Consider the following 18372-nt stretch of genomic DNA (forward strand, 5'->3'; position numbering starts at 1 on the left):
CCCACAGCCAGGCCACCCCCATCTCTCCGTATCGCTCCCCCACCCTCACGTGTCGCTCCGTGTTTCGCGACGTCCGACACCTCGCCGGGACCGAGAAGCACTGTCCGTGCTGTCGCCGGCACGGCCGCGCTCTTCCGCCGCGATGGAGCCCTCGACGGCAGGCCGGGGACGGCGCGTGCCTCCCTCCGGCCCGGCCGAGCGTCGGCTCGGATGGCTGCTGCCGGGGCTGCGCGTGGACCGCGTCCTGCGTCGGCGACGAGGAGTCGTCCGTGTCGACGGTTTCGTGGTGTGACCGGACGGCCCGTCGGCCCCGGCCCGCGACGCCGAGGAAACGCCCGCCTCGGACCCCGCCACCGCGCCGCCGCGATCCGCGCGTTCCTTCCGAAGGCACCGGCGAATCGACTCTGGATCCAGGCCCTCGTTGCACGCCTGATGCAGAAGGCGGGCGAAGAGATACCCGGGATCCGCGCCGAGCGCCATGGCGAGGGCTTCGCGAGCCTCCAGCTCGTCGCCGGAGGACCAGGCGACCCATCCCGCGAGGGTCAGCGGCGCCGCCGCATGCTCCCCGTACGCTCCCACACAGCGGCGGGCGAGGGCGCGCCACAGGCGCAACGCCGGACCCGCCTCGTCGCCCTCCATCCACTCCGCCGCCCTGTCACGCGTCGTGCGGTCCTGGAGGCCGAGGATCAGAGTGGCGGCCTCGTCGTGGGCCAGTAGCTCGTCATCGCGGAGATCGACCGGAAGCGTGCCGGACAGGGGTGGGACGTCGGCGAACCGGCGCATGAGCCGGTCGGCCAGTTCCAGAGTCTGGTCCGCGACGTCCGCACGGCTCTCGTCGTCCAGGATCCTGGGAATGAGAGCCATGCTCACGGCGTTCAGCGCGGACTCCTGCTCCAGCGCCGCCGCAGTCTCCCAGGGGCTGAGCCTTGCCCTCAACTCCCGTAGCGAACCCCGTACTTGGAGACCGGCGTACGTCGCCGCGGCGGCCAGGACCGAGGTGCCGGGCAGGCCCATGGGCGTACCGCCGGAAGGGCAGCACTCTTCACTGGGGCAGACATACGACCACCAGCGGTTGTCCGAGATGCACAGTGCCTCGACCACGGGAACGTCGAGAGCGCCGCATGCCGTGCGCAGCAACTGCGCCAGCGGGCGCAGGCGTCCCATGACCTCCTGCCCCGACTCGCCGCTCTCGGGGTCCTGGCAGAGGAAGGCGACCATGCTCTCGACCGGTGCGCCCCTGCGTTCGCTTCCCTTGACGAGGCCCTGCGCCAACTGCTCGGTCACGGCCGGCCAGTCGTCCGCGCTGCCAGGGATGCCGAGCCGTGCTCGTCCGCCGAACCGGCCCCGCCCGTCCCGGTCGTGCAGGGCGACGAGCACGATGCTGTCCTCGGGCCGGTATCCGAGCAAGTAAGGCAGAGCATCGGCCAGTTCAGCCGGAGTGCGGAGCGTGACCTGGTGCTCTGCGCACGGGACACCGCCCGCCCCGCGCCCCGCACCGTCGGCACCTCCACCCGCGCGACCTTCGCCATGGCCGCCACGCTCGCCCCCTTCCCCGTGCGCGTCGTGCCCGCTGATGTCACCGTTGCCGGAAGCCCCGGCCGCTTCGCTGTGATTCGTCATGTGGCGACCATCCCGCGGATCCTGAGATTCCGCTTTACCCTGTGGATAACCGCGATCATGACCGCGTCAGAAGTTGTCCACAGCCCGGCGAACGCGTTCGCGCGATGTCCGACCCATCGGGTTGCATGGGGCCATGACCAACGAAAACCTGCGCACTGCGGCCGATACCGTTCTCGCTGGCCTCGTCGGCGCCCGGGCGGACGACGCCCCGGCTGCGCGAGGATCAGTGGCGAGCCATCGAAGCACTCGTCGCCGACAAACGCAGAGCCCTGGTCGTGCAGCGTACGGGCTGGGGCAAGTCCGCGGCGCACTTCGTCGCGACCGCGCTGCTGCGCGAGCAGGGCGCGAGCCCCACGGCCCCCCAACACACAGCACGCCCGTCGGCTATGGATTCAGCGGCCGGACAGCACCCGAGGATGCGCACGGGGAACGGCAACGGGTGAAGCGGTCGTACGGGAGGAACACCGGGCTCCGCATGGCGTACGCCGCTCGGGGTGGCGTACCCCTTGACTTCACCCCGGTTCCCGCGCCACATTCCTGACTCTGCATCAGAAACGGGCGCCGGGGCCCTTTCGTGTCCCCGGCAGCACAGCACGGCCTCCCTTTCCCTGACCAGACTGGAGAGACCTGCCATGTCCACCCACGCTGATCCCGTCAGACGTACGTCGCTCTCCGCCCCTTCGCGCCGCCGTGTGATCGGTGCCGCCGGCGCCGGCCTCGCCCTCGCCGGCGGCATGCCGTATCCCGGCGGCCCTTACGCCGACGCCGCCGACCTGCCCCTCCTCGGCACGTACGACGTCGTGGTCATCGGCTCCGGAGCCGCCGGTATGACGGCCGCGCTCACCGCCGCCAAGCAGGGCCTGACGTGCGTCGTCGTGGAGAAGGCGGCCACCTTCGGCGGCTCGGCGGCCCGTTCCGGCGCGGGCATCTGGATCCCGAACAACTCCGTCATCCTGGCCGCCGGGGTGCCCGACACCCCGGCGAAGGCCGCCACCTACCTCGCGGCCGTGGTCGGCGACGACGTCCCGGTCGACCGGCAGAATGCCTTCCTCGACCATGGGCCCGCCATGCTCTCCTTCGTCATGGCCAACAGCCCGCTGCGCTTCCGGTGGATGGAGGGCTACAGCGACTACTACCCGGAGTTGCCCGGCGGGCTGGCGCAGGGCCGTTCCATCGAGCCCGACCAGCTCGACGGGAACATCCTGGGTGCGGAGCTGGCCCGCCTGAACCCGTCGTACATGACGGTCCCGGCCGGCATGGTCGTCTTCAGCGCCGACTACAAGTGGCTCGTCCTTTCCGCGGTCAGCGCGAAGGGGCTCGCCGTGGCCACCGAGTGCCTGGCCCGGGGGACGAAGGCGGCGCTGCTTGGCCAGAAGCCACTCACCATGGGGCAATCGCTGGCGGCGGGGCTGCGCGCCGGGCTGCTCAAGGCCGACGTGCCCGTGTGGCTGAACACGCCGCTGACCGATCTGCACAGGGAGAACGGCGCCGTCACCGGCGCGGTCGTCACCAGGAACGGCGCACCCGGACTGCTGCGCGCCCGCCGTGGCGTCATCGTCGGCTCGGGCGGCTTCGAGCACAACGCGGCCATGCGCGAGCGGTACCAGGAGCAGCCGATCGGCACCCAGTGGACGGTCGGCGCCAAGGAGAACACCGGCGACGGTATCCGAGCCGGTGAACGGGCAGGCGCGGCGCTGGGATTGATGGACGACGCGTGGTGGGGTCCTGCGATCCCGCTCCCTGACCAGCCGTACTTCTGCCTCGCCGAACGCACTCTGCCCGGCGGGCTCCTCGTCAACGCGGCCGGAGCGCGCTTCGTCAACGAGGCCGCCCCGTACGGCGATGTCGTCCACACCATGTACGACCGCGACACCCCGACAGCCCCGCACATCCCCGCCTGGCTGATCGTCGACCAGAACTACCGCAACCGCTACCTCTTCAAGGACGTAGCGCCGACCTTCGTGTTCCCCAACGCCTGGTACGAGTCGGGCGCCGTCCACAAGGCGTGGTCACTGGACTCGCTGGCCGCCTCGATCGGCGTACCCGCGGCCGCTCTGCGCGCCACCGTCGACCGCTTCAACTCCCTTGCGAGGAATGGCGAGGACAGCGACTTCGGGCGCGGCGACAGCGCGTACGACCACTACTACACGGACCCCTCCGTCCGCCCCAACTCCTGCCTGGCACCGCTGTGGTCGGCCCCCTACTACGCCTTCCGGATCGTTCCGGGCGACCTCGGCACCAAGGGCGGCCTGCTCACCGACGCCCGGGCGCGGGTGCTCAGCCCGGACGGCTCGGTGATCCCCGGGCTGTACGCGGCGGGAAACGCCAGCGCCGCCGTCATGGGCCGCAGTTACGCGGGCGCGGGCTCGACGATCGGACCCGCGATGGCGTTCGGGTACATCGCGGCACGGGACATCGCGGCGCGGAGGTGAGTCGTCAACCGCTTCAGGTACCTTCTCCAGCCTCTGATACTGGTCTGCGGACTCCCATGGTGTCCCTCGAGGATCGCTCTGTCCCTCGAAGCCCGGCCTGCTGGTGATGGCACCGGGACCCGTGCGGCCACTGGGTGAACGTCCCGTTCTCGCGCTCCACCAACAGCGGCCGGCCCTGTGCGAGCACTCCGCGTGGCCGTAGGCCGGTCAGGCTCGCGGCCGTCTGGGCGGCGCTCAGGCTCGCGAGGTCTGGACGATGCCGAAGCTGAACAGGGACCGGGTCTCGGCGATGGCCTCATGGTCGCCCGCCCGGATGGCGACCCGCAGATCGGGGGCGACGGCCCGTGCGGCCACGGCCACCGCGATGTTGTCCAGGGCGTCGGAGACGACGGCGGCCATGGCCTGGGCCGTGTCGAGGCCGAACCTGCCCGGCACGAACCTGTACGGGGCTTCGGCGACGACGACGGGGATGCCGACTGCCTCGCCGGCCGGAGGTTGGGGGCCGCCGGGTTGCGTTCCACCTCGATCGCACCGAGGCCGAGCCCCTGCAACCGGGTGCACAGCCGGAGCACGACCTGTCCGAATCCGACGACCAGCACGTGGCCCGCCCGGGGGAGTGCCCTGGGGCCCGCCATGCCGATCGAGCGCGGGGCCAGCAGACGGTCGACCATTCCGGCGGTGAAGGCGCCGGTGAACACGACGGTGATCAGCATGGCGATGCTGGTGAACAACCGTCTTGCCCGACCTCAACGCGATCTGGACTGCTTCCTCGCGAAACTCCGGCGAGTACTTACTGGGTGGCGCCACTTCTCCGCTCAGCGCATCGGCCCCGCCCCAGGACTCGAACCTGCGGCCGAGCGACATCGGCCTACCGATTCAACTGGACGACCGTCCGGATCACCTGGCGCCCATACCGCGACTTCTCTCGGTCCCATGCTCCGTACGGGCCGCCGGGGACTCGAACCTGCGCAACATCGTCCAGTCAGGATGGCGTCCTCCCACAATGGGCCCATGGGATGGGCCTCGCGGTACCGACGGGCTGACCGCCTGCACGCATTGCGAAAACATCGCGGCTCGTTGCTGTTTTTCCGTGATGCACGAAGCCTTGGAGAGGTGGCTTGTTCCCAGGTGTGTCGGACCCGTCCTGTTGTATGGAGGCATGGAGCACACGAGCAACGCAGATCTTCGTACGGCGGCTGACATCGTCCTCGCCCGACTCGTCGGGGACGCGACTGGCCGTGCACGACTGCGCGAGGACCAGTGGCGGGCGATAGAAGCCCTCGTCGCAGACAAACGCCGGGCCCTGGTCGTGCAGCGCACGGGCTGGGGCAAGTCCGCCGTGTACTTCGTCGCGACCGCGCTGCTGCGCGAGTGGGGCTCCGGGCCCACCGTCATCGTCTCCCCGCTCCTCGCACTCATGCGCAACCAGATCGAGGCCGCGGCCCGGGCCGGCATCAGCGCCCGGACCATCAACTCCTCCAACACCGAGGAATGGGACACCGTCCAGGCCGAGGTCGCCGCGGGCGAGGTCGACGTGCTCCTGGTCAGCCCGGAGCGGCTCAACAACCCCGACTTCCGCGACAACGTCCTGCCGAAGCTGGCCGCCGCCACCGGCCTCCTGGTCGTCGATGAGGCACACTGCATCTCCGACTGGGGCCACGACTTCCGCCCCGACTACCGGCGGCTGCGCACCATGCTCACCGAACTGCCGCCCAACGTGCCGGTCCTTGCCACCACGGCCACCGCCAACACCCGCGTCACCACCGACGTCGCCGAGCAACTGGGCACCGGGGGCAGCTCCGACGCCCTGGTGCTGCGCGGCCCACTGAACCGCGAAAGCCTCAGCCTGAACGTGCTGGACCTGCCGGACGCCGCCCACCGCCTGGCCTGGCTCGCCGAGCACCTGAACAACCTGCCAGGCTCCGGGATCATCTACACCCTCACCGTCGCAGCCGCCGAAGAGGTCACCGCCTTCCTGCGTACCCGCGGGCACACCGTCGCCTCCTACACCGGAAAGACCGAGAACGCCGACCGCCAGCAAGCCGAAGAGGACCTGCTCACCAACAAGGTCAAGGCCCTGGTCGCCACCTCAGCCCTTGGCATGGGCTTCGACAAGCCCGACCTCGGATTCGTCGTGCACCTGGGGTCGCCCTCCTCCCCCATCGCGTACTACCAGCAGGTCGGGCGCGCGGGCCGTGGCGTGGAGCACGCGGAAGTACTGCTGCTGCCGGGCCGGGAGGACGCAGCGATCTGGGAATACTTCGCCTCCCTGGCCTTCCCCTCCGAGGAGCTCGTCCGCCGCACCCTCGACGTGCTCGCCCACTCTCCAAAGCCGCTGTCGCTGCCCGCCCTGGAGCCACTGGTCGAGCTGCGCCGCTCCCGCCTGGAGTCGATGCTCAAGGTCCTCGACGTGGACGGCGCGGTCAAACGGGTCAAGAGCGGCTGGATCTCCACCGGCCGGCCCTGGACCTACGACACCGAGCGCTACGCCTGGGTCGCCAAACAGCGGGCTGCCGAACAACAGGCCATGCGCGACTACGCCACCACCGTCGGCTGCCGGATGGAATTCCTGCAGCGACAGCTGGACGACGAGACGGCGGCGCCTTGCGGCCGCTGCGACAACTGCACCGGGCACCCCCGCTTCGCGGCCGAGACATCCCCCACCGCCCTGGACGCCGCGCTCGGCGAGCTGGGCCGGGCAGGCGTGGACGTCCAGCCGCGCCGGATGTGGCCCACCGGGCTCCCCGCACTCGGCGTCGATCTCAAGGGTCGTATCCCCGCAGGGGAACAAGCCTCCCCGGGGCGGGCACTGGGTCGGCTGACCGACATCGGCTGGGGCAACCGGCTACGCCCCTTGCTCTCACCCCAGACCCCGGACCAGCCGGTACCCGACGACGTGCTGAACGCCGTCGTGGGAGTGCTGGCCGACTGGGCAAAGGGACATGGAGGCTGGGCCTCCGGCGATCCCGAAGCAGCGGCCCGTCCTGTCGGAGTGGTCACCATGGCCTCACGCACCAAGCCCCGCCTGATCGAGTCGCTCGGCACCCGGATCGCCGAGGTCGGCCGCATGCCACTGCTCGGCTCGATCACGTACACGGCAGAAGCGGACTCCGTCCGCGTACCACGCTCCAACAGCGCTCAGCGGCTCCGCGCCCTGAACGGGGCACTCGTCGTGCCCCCGCAGCTGACCGAAGCCCTGCGCACCGCCGATGGCCCCGTACTGCTCGTCGACGACGCGACGGAGACGGGATGGACACTCGCCGTCGCCGCCAGACTCCTACGCCGCGCGGGGGCCAAAGAAGCACTGCCGCTTGTACTCGCCGTGCAAGGCTGACCCCCACCCGCCAGAAGACGTATGCCTGGGTCGCCAAACAGCGGACCACCGAGCAGCGGGCGATGCGTGACTACGTGGCGAGGACCGGCTGCCGGACGGAGTTCCTGCGGCGGTAGTTGGCGATGAAGGGGCGGCCCCGTGCGGCCGCTGTGACAACTGTGCCGGTCCGCGGTTCGCCGACACGGTCTCCCCTGCCGCGCTGGACTCGGCGCGCGGTGAGCTCGGCCGCGCGGGTATCGAGGTGGAGCCCCGGAAATGTGGCCGACGGGCCTGCCCTCGATCGGTGTCGACCTGAAGGGACGTGTCCCGCAGGCGAACAGGCCGCGACCGGGCGGGCGTTGGGACGGCTCTCGGACATCGGCTGGGGCAACCGGCTGCGGCCGATGCCGGCACCTCAGGCACCGGACGGACCCGTTCCGGACAATGTGGCGAAGGCTGTGATCGCAGTGCTGGCGGACTGGGCGAAGGGGTCCGGCGGCTGGGCCTCGGGAACCCCGACGCACAGCCGGGCCCGGTCGGCGTCGTCACCATGGCCTCGCACAGCCGACCGCGTCTGATCCAGTCGCTCGGGGCGCGGATCGCCGAGATCGGACGCCTGCCACTGCTGAGTTCCGTGGAGTACGCCGCTGGAGCTGAGGCGGCGCAGGCCTCCAGGAGCAACAGCGTGCAGCGGCTCAGGGCGCTCGACGGGGCGCTGGCCGTGCCGCCCACACCCTGACCGCGGCCCTCGCGGGGGCCCAAGGCCCCATACTGCTCGTGGACGATGTGACCGAGACCGGCTGGACGCCCGCGGTGGCCGCACGCATGCTCCGGAGAACCGGTGCGCAGGGGGTGTTGCCGCTGGTCTCGCCGTGCGGCGTGATTTACACGTCGGCAAGGAGGGCACTGTTCGGGGATATATGAGACGCATCCCCAGATAGCAGTCAGTGGCTCTGATTGCTCGTTGCCGCAATCAAGTTCGACAGGAAGAATTGGGGGTGCGCCCCGCATGGCCTTTCCGAAGCCCGGTAGGGCCCTGCCGCGGTGCGCTCCCCCGTCCGACCCCGCCCTCAGCATGGGCGCGTAGCCGAAGGGAGGACCGTGACCTTCGGATTCGCTCCGTCCCCGGCGGCATCGATGCCGACGTCCGCCGCGTCCGCCAACTCGCTGGCCCGAATGCTCGAACCCGCCGAGTGGGCCGCCGCGGGGATTCCGCTGTTGCGCAGTCCCCGGGAGGTCGTCAACGGGCTGCATTCCCGGCATCGCCCCCGGCCCTCGACCGCCGTCGTGGCCGTCCTCGATCCGGAGGAACGGCTGCAGGCGAGCGCCTCGTTCACCCGGCGTCCGGCTCCGGCGGACGGCTGGATGTTCCGCAACGCGCTGCTCGCGCAGCTGCGCCGGGTCATCCCGCATGATCTGCGACGCCGCACCCCGGTGCGTACAGCCGTGCTGCTCTACTGCCGTGAGGGCGACGCGCGTTGGACGGAGGAGGACGGGGCGTGGATGTGGGGGCTACGGGACGCGTGCACGCTGCACGGGCTGCGCTGCGGGGCGTACATCACGCTGACGGGTGAGGGCTGGCAGGTCCTGGGCGAGGGGCGCGGCGGCCGTCATCCCAACGTGGACTCGGTGCCGGAGTCCTTCGAGTCCTTCGCCACGGCAGAGGCACCCCAGCCGCGCACCGGGGGCGCCGCCTCGGACGTACTGCGCCGCGCCGCGGCCCGCTGACCCGGCGAACGAAGCCCGGCTGATCGCCGCCGGCAGTCACGGGCGCCTGACACGCGTGCGTGGAGCCCGGCCGCGACGACGTGCCGACGCACGACAAACCTCCACGGCAACGCACATGAAGCCGTGGCACTGCGACCCTGGCCGCGCCGGTACGTCCCCCCGTACCGGCACACGTCAAACCGTCCACCGTGCACATGCCGCCGCGGCGGCACCCACCCCTTGGAGGGAAGCGGGTCTCAGACCCCTGCCCCCAGCACCGAGTTGATCTTCTGCGGGTCGCCGCAGACGATCAGCAGGGCGCCGGCTCGGCCGAGGGCCAGTGGCAGGGCCGTGGCGGCGGCAGCGTCGGGACCGCCGTTGACGGCAACGACCACCACGGGGCGGGACGCGACACGACCGGCGAGCGAGGCGTCGGCGTAGAAGACGTCGTCGCCCGCGTCGTGCTGGGCCCAGTACGCGGCCTCGCCGAAGGACAACTCGTGCGCGGCCCACGGATGTGGCTCGCCGGTGGTGATCACCAGCACCTCACCGGGGGCACGGCCCGTGTCGAGCAGCAGGTCGACCGCTTCCTCGGCGGCATCCAGCGCCCCCTCGGCCGAGGCCGGGATCAGCTGGATCTGCGGAGCGGAGGGAGCGGCGGGGGCGGCCGGAGCGGATGGCTCCGGCTTGGCCACAGGCGTGTCGCGCGGCGCACGTTGCGCCGGCGGCATCGGCCGGACGGCACCCGGACGACCGGGACGCGGCGGGGCCGCGGGACGGGGACCAGGTACGGGACGGGGGGTCGGCGCGGTTCGGCCGTTGGCCGGAGTGGCGCGGGGACCCTGGGCACTCTCGTGAATCTGAGGCTCCTCGGGAATGAGAGGCATGAGCTGATTTTTATCAAACGCCGGTGCGACTCGCCCCGGCGGGTGGCACATGAGTGCGAGCGGAACCGTCAGAAGTCGAGGCCGAGCTGACCTTCGATCTCCGGAACGCTTCCGTCCGCCCAGCTGCGGACCTTCTTGAGGTGCCGCCACTGGGGCAGCGCATCAAGATACGCCCACGAAAGCCGGTGGTACGGGGTGGGGCCCCGCAACTCCAGCGCGGCCTTGTGCACGGGTGACGGATACCCGGCGTTGGTCGCAAAACCGAAGTCTGCATGTTCGATACCCAGTTCGGCCATCAGTTTGTCACGCTCGACCTTGGCGATCACCGAGGCCGCCGCGACAGCCACGCACGACTGGTCGCCCTTGATGACCGGACGGACCCGCCAAGGAGTGCCGAGATAGTCGTGCTTCCCGTCGAGGATGATCGCGTCGGGGCGAACCGGCATGGCATCCAGGGCGCGTACGGCGGCAAGCCGCAGCGCGGCCGTCATCCCCAGGTTGTCGATCTCCTCCGGAGAGGCATGCCCCAGGGCGTACGACGTCACCCACTTCGCCAGCTCCTCGGCCATCTCGGTACGCCGCTTGATGGTGAGGAGCTTGGAATCGGTGAGGCCTTCGGGCGGGCGGCGCAACCCCGTGACCGCCGCGCAGACGGTGACCGGACCGGCCCACGCGCCGCGCCCCACCTCGTCGACACCGGCAATGACCTTCGCTCCGGTGGTGGCCCGCAAGGAGCGCTCGACGGTGTGAGTGGGTGCTTCGTACGCCATGGCGGCACCAGAGTACGCCGCCGGGAACCCCCTGCGACACCCAGGTTTCTCCGGGCAACCACAGAGGGACTTGAGCCGCCACTCGAACGCGGTGCCGACATCACGTCATGCCGCGCTCGGCCGCAGCAGCGGAAGCATCAACTGGTCGACCATGGCTTCCAGCTCCCGCTCGTTCCATTCACAGGCGCACACCTTCGAGCGGTACATCATCATCGCCGGCATGGTGTCGAAGACGTACCCGTTCGCAGCCTCGGGTCGCACATCTCCCCGCGCGATCCCGCGGCGAATGATGCCCTCAACGAGCCGAGCACCCGGCTCCACGACCCGCTCGAGGATCACGGTGTGGAAGCGTTCGGCGGTACCGAAGTCGCATTCGTAAAGCACCGAACGCAGAGCGAATCCGGAGCGTGAGAACATCACCTCGCGCACCCGGTGGCAGAGATCCAGGAGTTCTTCGCGCACGCTGCCGAGGTCGGGCGCGTGCTCCAACTCCGGCAGCCCGGACCGGAGCGCGTCGACGACGAGATCCTCCTTGGACGGCCAACGACGGTAGACCGCGGCCTTTCCGGTCTGAGCTCCCGCTGCGACGCCCTCCATCGTGAGGCCGTTCCAGCCGACCGTACTGAGCTGATCGAGCGCGGCCTCGAGGATCGCGCGTTCGAGTACGGCGCCGCGCCGACGCGGGGAGGCCGGCTGAGCGGGGGCGGCCGTCAAGCGCGAAGTAGCCATCTGAGTGTCTCCGTTGTGCAGGGGAGCGGGGCTCTCGGGGAAAAGCGAGCGGACCGGTGACACGACACGAAAGCGATTCAGTGAACGCTTGCGTTCACTGACGGGGACTCACTAACGTTGACGTGACAGTGAACGCGAGCGTTCACTAACGTACTTGTGGGGGACCCAATAGTGACAACCTCTCAACTGACAAAGGACCAGAAGCCAGGGGCGGCCCGCCGGGAGGGTCGTCCCGGCATCGCGCTCACCGTCATCGCGGCCTGCCAACTCATGGTGGTACTCGATGCCACGATTGTGAACATCGCACTCCCGCACATTCAAGACGCGCTCAAGTTCTCCACGACCGATCTCACGTGGGTCGTCAGCGCATACACGCTCACCTTCGGCGGTCTGCTGCTGCTCGGCGGCCGGGCCGGCGACATCCTCGGCCGACGCCGGGTCTTCATGACCGGCATCCTGCTCTTCACACTTGCCTCGTTGCTCGGCGGTTTCGCCCAGGAACCCTGGCAGTTGCTGGCCGCACGCGCTCTCCAGGGCGTCGGTGGCGCGATCGCGTCGCCCACCTCGCTGGCGCTCATCACCACGACCTTCCCGGAAGGTCCCGAACGCAACAGGGCGTTCGGTGTCTTCGCCGCGGTCTCGGCCGGCGGCGGCGCGATCGGTCTGCTGGCCGGCGGCATGCTCACCGAGTGGCTCGACTGGCGCTGGGTGCTCTTCGTCAACGTACCCATCGGCCTGCTGATCGCATTCCTCACGCCGCTCTACATCAGCGAGTCCGAACGGCATCCGGGGCGCTTCGACATCGCGGGCGCACTGACCTCGACGGTCGGCATGGCGTCCCTCGTCTACGGCTTCATCCGGGCCTCGGAGGAAGGTTGGCGCGACAGCCTCACCCTCGGGTCCTTCGGGGCGGCGGCGGTCCTGCTGCTGGCCTTCGGACTGATCGAGTCCAGGGCCAAGGAGCCGATCACGCCTTTGCGCATGTTCGCCGACCGCAACCGCTCGGGCACGTATGTGATCATGCTGAGCCTGGCCGCGGCGATGTTCGGCATGTTCTTCTTCATCGTGCTGTTCGTGCAGAACGTGCTGGACTACACGCCGATCGAGGCGGGCCTTGCCTTCCTCCCGGTCACGGTCGCGATCGCGTTCGGCGCGGGCCTCTCGCAGCGGCTCCTGCCCGTGCTCGGCCCCAAGCCCTTCATGGTCGTCGGCTCGGTGCTCTCCGTGATCGGACTCGGCTGGCAGACCTTCATCAACCCCGACAGCTCGTACGCCGGCGGAGTGCTCGGCCCGATGCTTGTGTTCGGCTTCGGCATGGGTTTGAACTTCGTGACGCTGACGCTCACGGCGGTCTCCGGTGTGGCACAGCACGAAGCGGGCGCGGCGTCCGGCCTGCTCAACGCCACGCAGCAGGTGGGCGGTTCGCTCGGTCTGTCCATCCTGACCACGGTCTTCGGCACGGCAAGCCGTGAGGAGGCGGAGAAGCAGTTGCCCGCGTTCATGGCGAACGCCTCGCCGGAGCAGAAGGCGGAGTTCGCGCAGACGCAGCAACTGCCGGCTCCCTGGGGCAATGAAGTGCTGGCCCAGGGCATATCCACCGCCTTCATCCCGGCCGCTGCAATGGCCGTACTCGCCCTGGCCATCGCCGCGCTGGTGATCCGGGTCCGCAAGAGCGACCTCGACGCCCTGTCGGGTACCGCAGGACCCGCCGGGGGCTGACGCAGACGAGTGGGCCGGACCCGCGTCCCGTGGACGCCGGTCCGGCCCACTCGGTACGTTCGAGTGCGCGCCTCAGCGGTACTGGAACTCGTCACGGAGCCGCAGGCACTCGCTCCAGTCCGCCTCGGCCGACAGCGGCCGGTCCTCGAGGATGCCGCGGGCCCTGACCTCGCCCCAACTGGTGGCGTACCAGGGCTTGTTATCCTTCTTCAGTTCCCTCGCGATGGGCTTGAGCACGCAGGAGCGAAGCGGCTCCTCAAGCTTGTCGAGGGCCGGTACGGCATCCGCGGACAGGCCGCGCGCGTAGTCGACGTCGAACTTGCCCTCACCGTCCTTGCTCGTGGCCTCGTACCGCTCGACGTTGCGCTCGGCGACCAGGCCGTCCGGCGAGACGAGCCCGAAGGCGAGCACACCCGCGGCGGCACTGGCGATCACCGCACGCGGTAGCCAGCGGGCTCCCCATACGCCGCCCGCCATGATGAGCAGGATGACCAGGGCGAGCCAGAGCTCCACCGTCACCACGGAGATCCTCAGTCGCGTCAGTCCATACGCCTCCACGTACATGTCCATACGCCGCACCGCCGATGCCACGACAACAAGCGTGAGAACACAGAGAGTTCCCAGGACGGCGCGCACCAGCGTCCAGTCGCGCGCCCCGCCACGCGGGGCCCAGCGCAGGGCGAAGACGATGACGAGCAGGGTGAGCAGCGTGACCAGGAGCAGCTGCCAGAAGCCTTGGCGCGCGTACTCTGCGTAACTCTGGCCGGTCTTCTCCAGCACGGTGTCGTATCCGCCGAACAGGACGGCGAGTTGGACGGCGTTGAAGGCCGCGAAGAGCACGACGAGCACGATCAGAGGCAGCGCCCACTCGACCCGGCCTCGCTCCCGGCCCGGGGGCACCTCGATGCGGTCCCACTGAACGGGCGAAGCGGCCGTGTGTGCCGCCGCCAGCGCGCCGACCAGGCCGAGCACCAGCAGGACGATGTGCCAGGGGCCGCCGGAGACGGAAGCGTCCGGGATGAGGCCACCGAGCAGATCCGCGAAGGCCGCGTCGGCCCCCGCGAACAGCGCCCCGAAGACCAGCAGCAGAACCGCGGCCACGGCGAGCGCGCGCAGCACCGGGCCCAGGTTGCCGCGGGCGCCGCCGAACCGTTCCCGCAGGCCTCGCCAGCCCCAGACGGGTCCGGTGAGAACCGCGGTGTACAGGCCGATCGGGCCGAACAGCACTCCGGTCCAGGTACGGCCGCCGTGCAGCGCGAGCGAGCCCGCGGCCACGGCGGTCACCACGGCCAGGAACGTCGGCCAGTCGGCGTCGCGCAGCGCCGGCACGGCCAGCAGGGCGAGGCCGCCGACTCCCCACACCAGCGTCCAGCGCCGCGGGCCACGGCCGGCCGCCTGAGCGGCGTAGTAAGCGGCGAGCGCGGCCGGAATGGCCACCAGCAGGAGGTTGAGGGCCAGTCCGTCAGCGAGCAGGAGCATGCTCAGTACGCCGGTGGCCAGGGCGGCCCAGAGGGTGGCGGGGCGGACGGGTGCCGGGGGCTTCGCCTGAAGGTCCGCGAACCACCAGGCGGACTCGGCGACCGGGTAGCCCGAGTCGACGTCCCCTCGGTCCGGGTCGTCCCCGTCGGCATCGCCCTCCGAGGCGGCGTCGCCGGAGTACGACGCGGGGACGGCATCCTCGGGCTCATCGGCAGCGACGGCCGGCTTCTTGGTCAGCGCGGCGGTGCGCCCACTGCCGGCGCCGCCCCCTCCTCCGGAGCCCTCGACAGCGCTCCCCTCGGCACCCCCTCCGTCGTCAGTTCCCGGCTTTCTCGGTTCGGCCTCGGACGGCGTGTCTGACACGGGACCCCCTCCCGACCGGTCCACGGGCGGCTCGCAGCACGTGGCTGGCCGGAAGCCAGGGGACCGGTGTCTCGTCGGCGCACGCCCGAGATGATCAACGGGCGGCGTGGCGGACAGGGTATCCGCGGGTCGGCCGGCGCAGCGGGGAGCGGGGGCTCTGTGTCAGGTCTGTGACAGTTACGGATGCTCCGTCGCCCAGCCCGGCAGGAGCTCCGTCCGTTCCACCCACTCCGCAGGAGGTGTGCCCGCCTTACCGGCGGCCAGTACACCACCCACGATGGCGCAGGTCGTGTCCACGTCCCCGCCCACCTGGGCGGTCGTCCAGAACGCCCGCTCGTAGTCGCCGAGCGAACGTGCGGCCGACCAGAGCGCGAACGGCACCGTGTCATGTGCGCTCGTACGCCGCCCGCAGCCGAGCACCGCGGCGACCGTCGTCGCGTCGTCGTAGTCGAGCATGTCCCGGGCACGCCGCAGCCCGGCCTCGACAGCGCTGCGCGGCATGAGGGCTATGACGCCGTCGAGGAGTGCCCCGGCGCTGGGCGGACCGCCCGGTGCGGCGGCCAGCGCGGCCGCAGCGGCCACGGCCATGGCGCCGGCCACGGCCTCGCGGTGCTGATGCGTGGGGTACGCCGAAATCTCAGCCTGGTGCGTCGCCTGCTCCGGATCGTCCGCGTACCAGGCGCCCAGGGGTGCGATGCGCATCGCGGCGCCGTTCCCCCACGAGCCCTGCCCGTTGAAGAGGGCAGATGCCAGCTCGCGCCAGTCGCCGCCTTCTCGGATCAGCCGCAACAGACGGTTGACCGCTGGCCCGTAGCCCCGGTCGAAATCGTGGTGCTCCGCGAAGGAGCGGGCCAGCTCGTCCTGGTCGATACGGCGGTGGGCGGCCAGAACGGCCACTACGGAGCAGGCCATTTCGGTGTCGTCGGTCCACTGCCAGGGGCCGACCGGCAGAGCACGGCGCTTGAGCAGCGGGTAGTTCTCGGGCACGAAGAACTGCGAGCCCAGAGCGTCACCCACCGCGAGTCCGCCCAGGGAGGCCAGGGTGCGGGCCAAGCGCCCGTCGGGAGAGGAGTCAGCGGTCATCGCCCTGCCAAATCTGTCCGGTGACTCCGTACGGTTTCGGATCACGCCAGCGGTCGAAGGGCCGGTCAAGCGTGTACTTGCCGTCCTCCCCGAGAACGAGCATCCGCATCTCCCCGTTCCCGGGGTTCACCAGGCACTCGAACTCCGCGACCGACCAGTGGAACCAGCGCATGCAGAACAGCCGCATGGCCAGCCCGTGAGTCACTATGAGCACGTTGGGCGGATGGTCGGGCGCCTCGAAGCTGCGGAACAGGCTTTCCAGGAAGCCGCCGACCCGGTCGTACACATCGGCGCCGGACTCCCCCTGCGCGAAGCGGTAGAAGAAGTGCCCGTACGCGTCGCGATACGTCTTCTGCTGGCGTACGTCCTCCCGGTCCTGCCAGTTGCCCCAGTCCTGCTCGCGCAGCCGCGGCTCCTCGCGTACACGCACCAGTTCCGGGTCGAGATGGAAGGCGCGGAACGTCTCGTGCGTACGGCGATATGGGGAGACGTAAACGCTTACGCGCTCATGACCGAACACCTCCCGCAGCCGCTTGCCCGTCTCTTCCGCCTGCTGCCATCCCGTTTCGGTGAGGGCCAGTGCGTGGTCGGGTTCGCGTTCGTACACGGTGTCATCGGCATTGCCCACCGACTCGCCGTGTCGGACAAGGACGATGCGCCGTGGTCGTGCCATGCCAAAACCCTAGATCGGATCGGAGCGGATCGAGCACTCGTACGGGCTCCATAAGGCGGAGATCACACAACTGTGACCGCTTCAGACCGTCCAGCTCGGCTCCAGCTCCACGATGTCGCCGGCGAGGGCCGCTACGTCCGCCTCGATCTGGGCCCGAAGGGCGAGCCGCTCGACGCGCTCGGTGCGGTACTTGCCGTGCTCGGCGGCCGACTGCCACATCGACAGCACCAGGAACTCATGACCGGGCGCCTCACCGAACAGCCCGCGCACCATGCCGGGAGAGCCTGCCATCGCCGGGTTCCACACCTTCTCCTGCATCAACGCGAAGTGTTCGGCCCTCTCCTCGTGGACGCGGCAGTGCGCCACCCGCACCAGGTCGGCGTCCGTGAAGCGCGGCTCGAAGCCGGTCTTCACATCGAAGCGGTGATCGAAGAGTTTGATATGTGGATCCTTGAAGGTGCCGGACTGCGCGGCGGCCAGCCGGTCATGGGAGCGGGCCATGAAGGAGTCGTAGAACGCACGGCTCTCCCAGAAGGCGAAGATATGGGCCACTCCGGGTCGCCCCCGACTCCAGCCCCCACCCTGCCCCCGGAATCCCGGCTCCCCCAGAAGCCCCGCCCATTTCCGCTGCCCCCGTTCAAAACCGCGGCGGTCCACCACGGTGCAGCGAATCCACTTGACCAGCACCGCGCCATCGTAAGGCCACAGAACGTGGCCTTGGTCACGCTCTGGCGGAGTACATCCGCGCGAGCGCCCCCCTGTGCGTGACACGATGGGCAACATGCCTCAGCTGCCCAGCAGTTGGGGCGACTGTCACAGGGGACCAGGAGGGAGATCTGGTGAACGGCCTCAACAAGGGCATCAGCAAGGTCGAGGTCGCGGTGAAGTGGGACCCGAGTCCCGCCGGTGAGCCGCCCACCGATCTCGACCTCGTCGCCGCGACCTACTTGGCGACGAACACACACGAAAACCCCGACTACGTAGTGCACTTCGACAGCCGATCCCCGGACGGCACCATCACCCTCAACCGGGACAGCAAGGACGGCAAGGGCTTCGGCTGGGACGAGGTGATGACCCTGGAGCTCACCCGTCTCGACAAGCGGTACGCGCGCGTTGTCGTCGGCGTCTGCATCCAGCAGCGCTCCGGACCAAGGACCTTCGTCGGGGTGCACCACCCCTCGCTGCGCATCAGCGAGGGCTACACCGTCCTGGCCGAGGACGACTTCGGCGGCGTACTGGGAGCGACGTCCGCGACAGTCGCCGAGTTCCTGCGCGACGACTCGGGAGAGTGGTCTTTCCGCTCCGGCGTCCGAGGCTTCGACGGAGACCCGGCATCCTTCGCCAGGACCATGGGCAGCGGCCACGAGTCCTGACCGGCTCAAGCCGAAGGGGCGGTACGGCCTGGCCGTACCGCCCCGCACGGTCTTGGATACTGATGGAGATCACTTATTGCTGGCTGCGGTATTCCGATGAATCTCTTTTTCGAGGAACTTCCGAGTCCCCTTCCCTCGTCCAGCCGTGCGGTGGCTCGTTCGAGGCACATGTGCGGCCGAACTCGGTGACCTCGACGCCTGCCGTCACCGCACTCCCGTTGCTG

General features: G+C 69.9%; 14 protein-coding genes and 1 pseudogene. 6 read left to right on the forward strand and 9 right to left on the reverse strand.

Going from position 1 to position 18372, the window contains the following annotated elements:
* Positions 1–45: 45 nt before the first annotated feature.
* The gene (locus ACFYO0_RS39920; protein ID WP_388686291.1) at positions 46–1620 is read right to left on the reverse strand and encodes a DUF4192 domain-containing protein; all 1575 of its coding nucleotides are present in this window, start codon (positions 1618–1620) and stop codon (positions 46–48) included.
* Between the two features lie 632 nt (positions 1621–2252).
* On the opposite strand from ACFYO0_RS39920, the gene kstD reads away from it, so the two are divergent.
* Complete coding sequence (gene kstD / locus ACFYO0_RS39925) at positions 2253–4052, forward strand: 3-oxosteroid 1-dehydrogenase (protein WP_388686293.1); 1800 nt, start codon at positions 2253–2255, stop codon at positions 4050–4052.
* Between the two features lie 234 nt (positions 4053–4286).
* On the opposite strand, the gene ACFYO0_RS39930 is transcribed toward kstD, so the two are convergent.
* Positions 4287–4487, reverse strand: coding sequence for a hypothetical protein (locus ACFYO0_RS39930; protein WP_388686295.1), 201 nt, complete (start codon positions 4485–4487; stop codon positions 4287–4289).
* Between the two features lie 724 nt (positions 4488–5211).
* On the opposite strand from ACFYO0_RS39930, the gene ACFYO0_RS39935 reads away from it, so the two are divergent.
* From ACFYO0_RS39935 to ACFYO0_RS39945, 3 genes and pseudogenes are all read left to right on the forward strand, one after another.
* The gene (locus tag ACFYO0_RS39935; protein WP_388686297.1) at positions 5212–7386 is read left to right on the forward strand and encodes a RecQ family ATP-dependent DNA helicase; all 2175 of its coding nucleotides are present in this window, start codon (positions 5212–5214) and stop codon (positions 7384–7386) included.
* Positions 7387–7406: 20 nt separating this feature from the next.
* Positions 7407–8289: pseudogene (locus ACFYO0_RS39940) on the forward strand (recombinase RecQ); the annotation flags it as partial.
* A 177-nt stretch (positions 8290–8466) separates the two neighbouring features.
* Positions 8467–9093 carry a hypothetical protein gene (locus ACFYO0_RS39945; protein WP_388686299.1) on the forward strand — a complete coding sequence of 209 codons (627 nt, stop codon included), beginning with the start codon at positions 8467–8469 and terminating at the stop codon, positions 9091–9093.
* A gap of 236 nt (positions 9094–9329) precedes the next feature.
* Here the strand turns inward: ACFYO0_RS39945 and ACFYO0_RS39950 are convergent, their stop codons facing one another.
* The 3 genes from ACFYO0_RS39950 to ACFYO0_RS39960 all read right to left on the reverse strand — a co-directional run bounded on the left by ACFYO0_RS39950 (position 9330) and on the right by ACFYO0_RS39960 (position 11458).
* The gene (locus ACFYO0_RS39950; RefSeq protein ID WP_388686301.1) at positions 9330–9959 is read right to left on the reverse strand and encodes a hypothetical protein; all 630 of its coding nucleotides are present in this window, start codon (positions 9957–9959) and stop codon (positions 9330–9332) included.
* 68 nt (positions 9960–10027) lie between these two features.
* On the reverse strand, positions 10028–10729 hold the full coding sequence (locus ACFYO0_RS39955) for a ribonuclease HII (protein ID WP_388686303.1): 702 nt from the start codon (positions 10727–10729) through the stop codon (positions 10028–10030).
* A 105-nt stretch (positions 10730–10834) separates the two neighbouring features.
* Entirely contained in the window at positions 10835–11458 is a 624-nt protein-coding gene (locus ACFYO0_RS39960; protein ID WP_388686304.1) for a TetR/AcrR family transcriptional regulator, read from the reverse strand.
* A gap of 171 nt (positions 11459–11629) precedes the next feature.
* Here ACFYO0_RS39960 and ACFYO0_RS39965 point away from each other — a divergent pair, with 171 nt between their 5' ends.
* Positions 11630–13177, forward strand: coding sequence for an MFS transporter (locus ACFYO0_RS39965; RefSeq protein WP_388686306.1), 1548 nt, complete (start codon positions 11630–11632; stop codon positions 13175–13177).
* 72 nt (positions 13178–13249) lie between these two features.
* Here the strand turns inward: ACFYO0_RS39965 and ACFYO0_RS39970 are convergent, their stop codons facing one another.
* From ACFYO0_RS39970 to ACFYO0_RS39985, 4 genes are all read right to left on the reverse strand, one after another.
* Positions 13250–15019, reverse strand: a complete 1770-nt coding sequence (locus ACFYO0_RS39970) for a DUF4153 domain-containing protein (protein ID WP_388686308.1) — start codon at positions 15017–15019, stop codon at positions 13250–13252.
* Between the two features lie 177 nt (positions 15020–15196).
* Positions 15197–16102, reverse strand: coding sequence for an ADP-ribosylglycohydrolase family protein (locus tag ACFYO0_RS39975; protein WP_388686309.1), 906 nt, complete (start codon positions 16100–16102; stop codon positions 15197–15199).
* On the reverse strand, positions 16092–16775 hold the full coding sequence (locus ACFYO0_RS39980; protein ID WP_388686311.1) for a histidine phosphatase family protein: 684 nt from the start codon (positions 16773–16775) through the stop codon (positions 16092–16094). Before ACFYO0_RS39980 ends, ACFYO0_RS39975 begins: the two co-directional genes overlap by 11 nt.
* 81 nt (positions 16776–16856) lie before the next feature.
* Positions 16857–17462 carry a YdbC family protein gene (locus ACFYO0_RS39985; protein ID WP_388686312.1) on the reverse strand — a complete coding sequence of 202 codons (606 nt, stop codon included), beginning with the start codon at positions 17460–17462 and terminating at the stop codon, positions 16857–16859.
* A gap of 152 nt (positions 17463–17614) precedes the next feature.
* Between ACFYO0_RS39985 and ACFYO0_RS39990 the strand changes: the two genes are divergently transcribed.
* Positions 17615–18148 carry a TerD family protein gene (locus ACFYO0_RS39990; protein ID WP_388686313.1) on the forward strand — a complete coding sequence of 178 codons (534 nt, stop codon included), beginning with the start codon at positions 17615–17617 and terminating at the stop codon, positions 18146–18148.
* Positions 18149–18372 lie beyond the last annotated feature (224 nt).

Source organism: Streptomyces sp. NPDC006365 (genome assembly GCF_042870755.1).
GTDB classification, from domain to species: Bacteria; Actinomycetota; Actinomycetes; order Streptomycetales; family Streptomycetaceae; genus Streptomyces; species Streptomyces xiangluensis.

What these genes read in the sequence shown, in the direction of transcription:
- kstD (WP_388686293.1), top strand. Translation starts at nt 2,253, where the DNA reads ATGTCCACCCACGCTGATCCCGTCAGACGTACGTCGCTCTCCGCCCCT.
- ACFYO0_RS39950 (WP_388686301.1), bottom strand. Translation starts at nt 9,959, where the DNA reads ATGCCTCTCATTCCCGAGGAGCCTCAGATTCACGAGAGTGCCCAGGGT.
- ACFYO0_RS39920 (WP_388686291.1), bottom strand. Translation starts at nt 1,620, where the DNA reads ATGACGAATCACAGCGAAGCGGCCGGGGCTTCCGGCAACGGTGACATC.
- ACFYO0_RS39960 (WP_388686304.1), bottom strand. Translation starts at nt 11,458, where the DNA reads ATGGCTACTTCGCGCTTGACGGCCGCCCCCGCTCAGCCGGCCTCCCCG.
- ACFYO0_RS39975 (WP_388686309.1), bottom strand. Translation starts at nt 16,102, where the DNA reads ATGACCGCTGACTCCTCTCCCGACGGGCGCTTGGCCCGCACCCTGGCC.
- ACFYO0_RS39935 (WP_388686297.1), top strand. Translation starts at nt 5,212, where the DNA reads ATGGAGCACACGAGCAACGCAGATCTTCGTACGGCGGCTGACATCGTC.
- ACFYO0_RS39955 (WP_388686303.1), bottom strand. Translation starts at nt 10,729, where the DNA reads ATGGCGTACGAAGCACCCACTCACACCGTCGAGCGCTCCTTGCGGGCC.
- ACFYO0_RS39980 (WP_388686311.1), bottom strand. Translation starts at nt 16,775, where the DNA reads ATGGCACGACCACGGCGCATCGTCCTTGTCCGACACGGCGAGTCGGTG.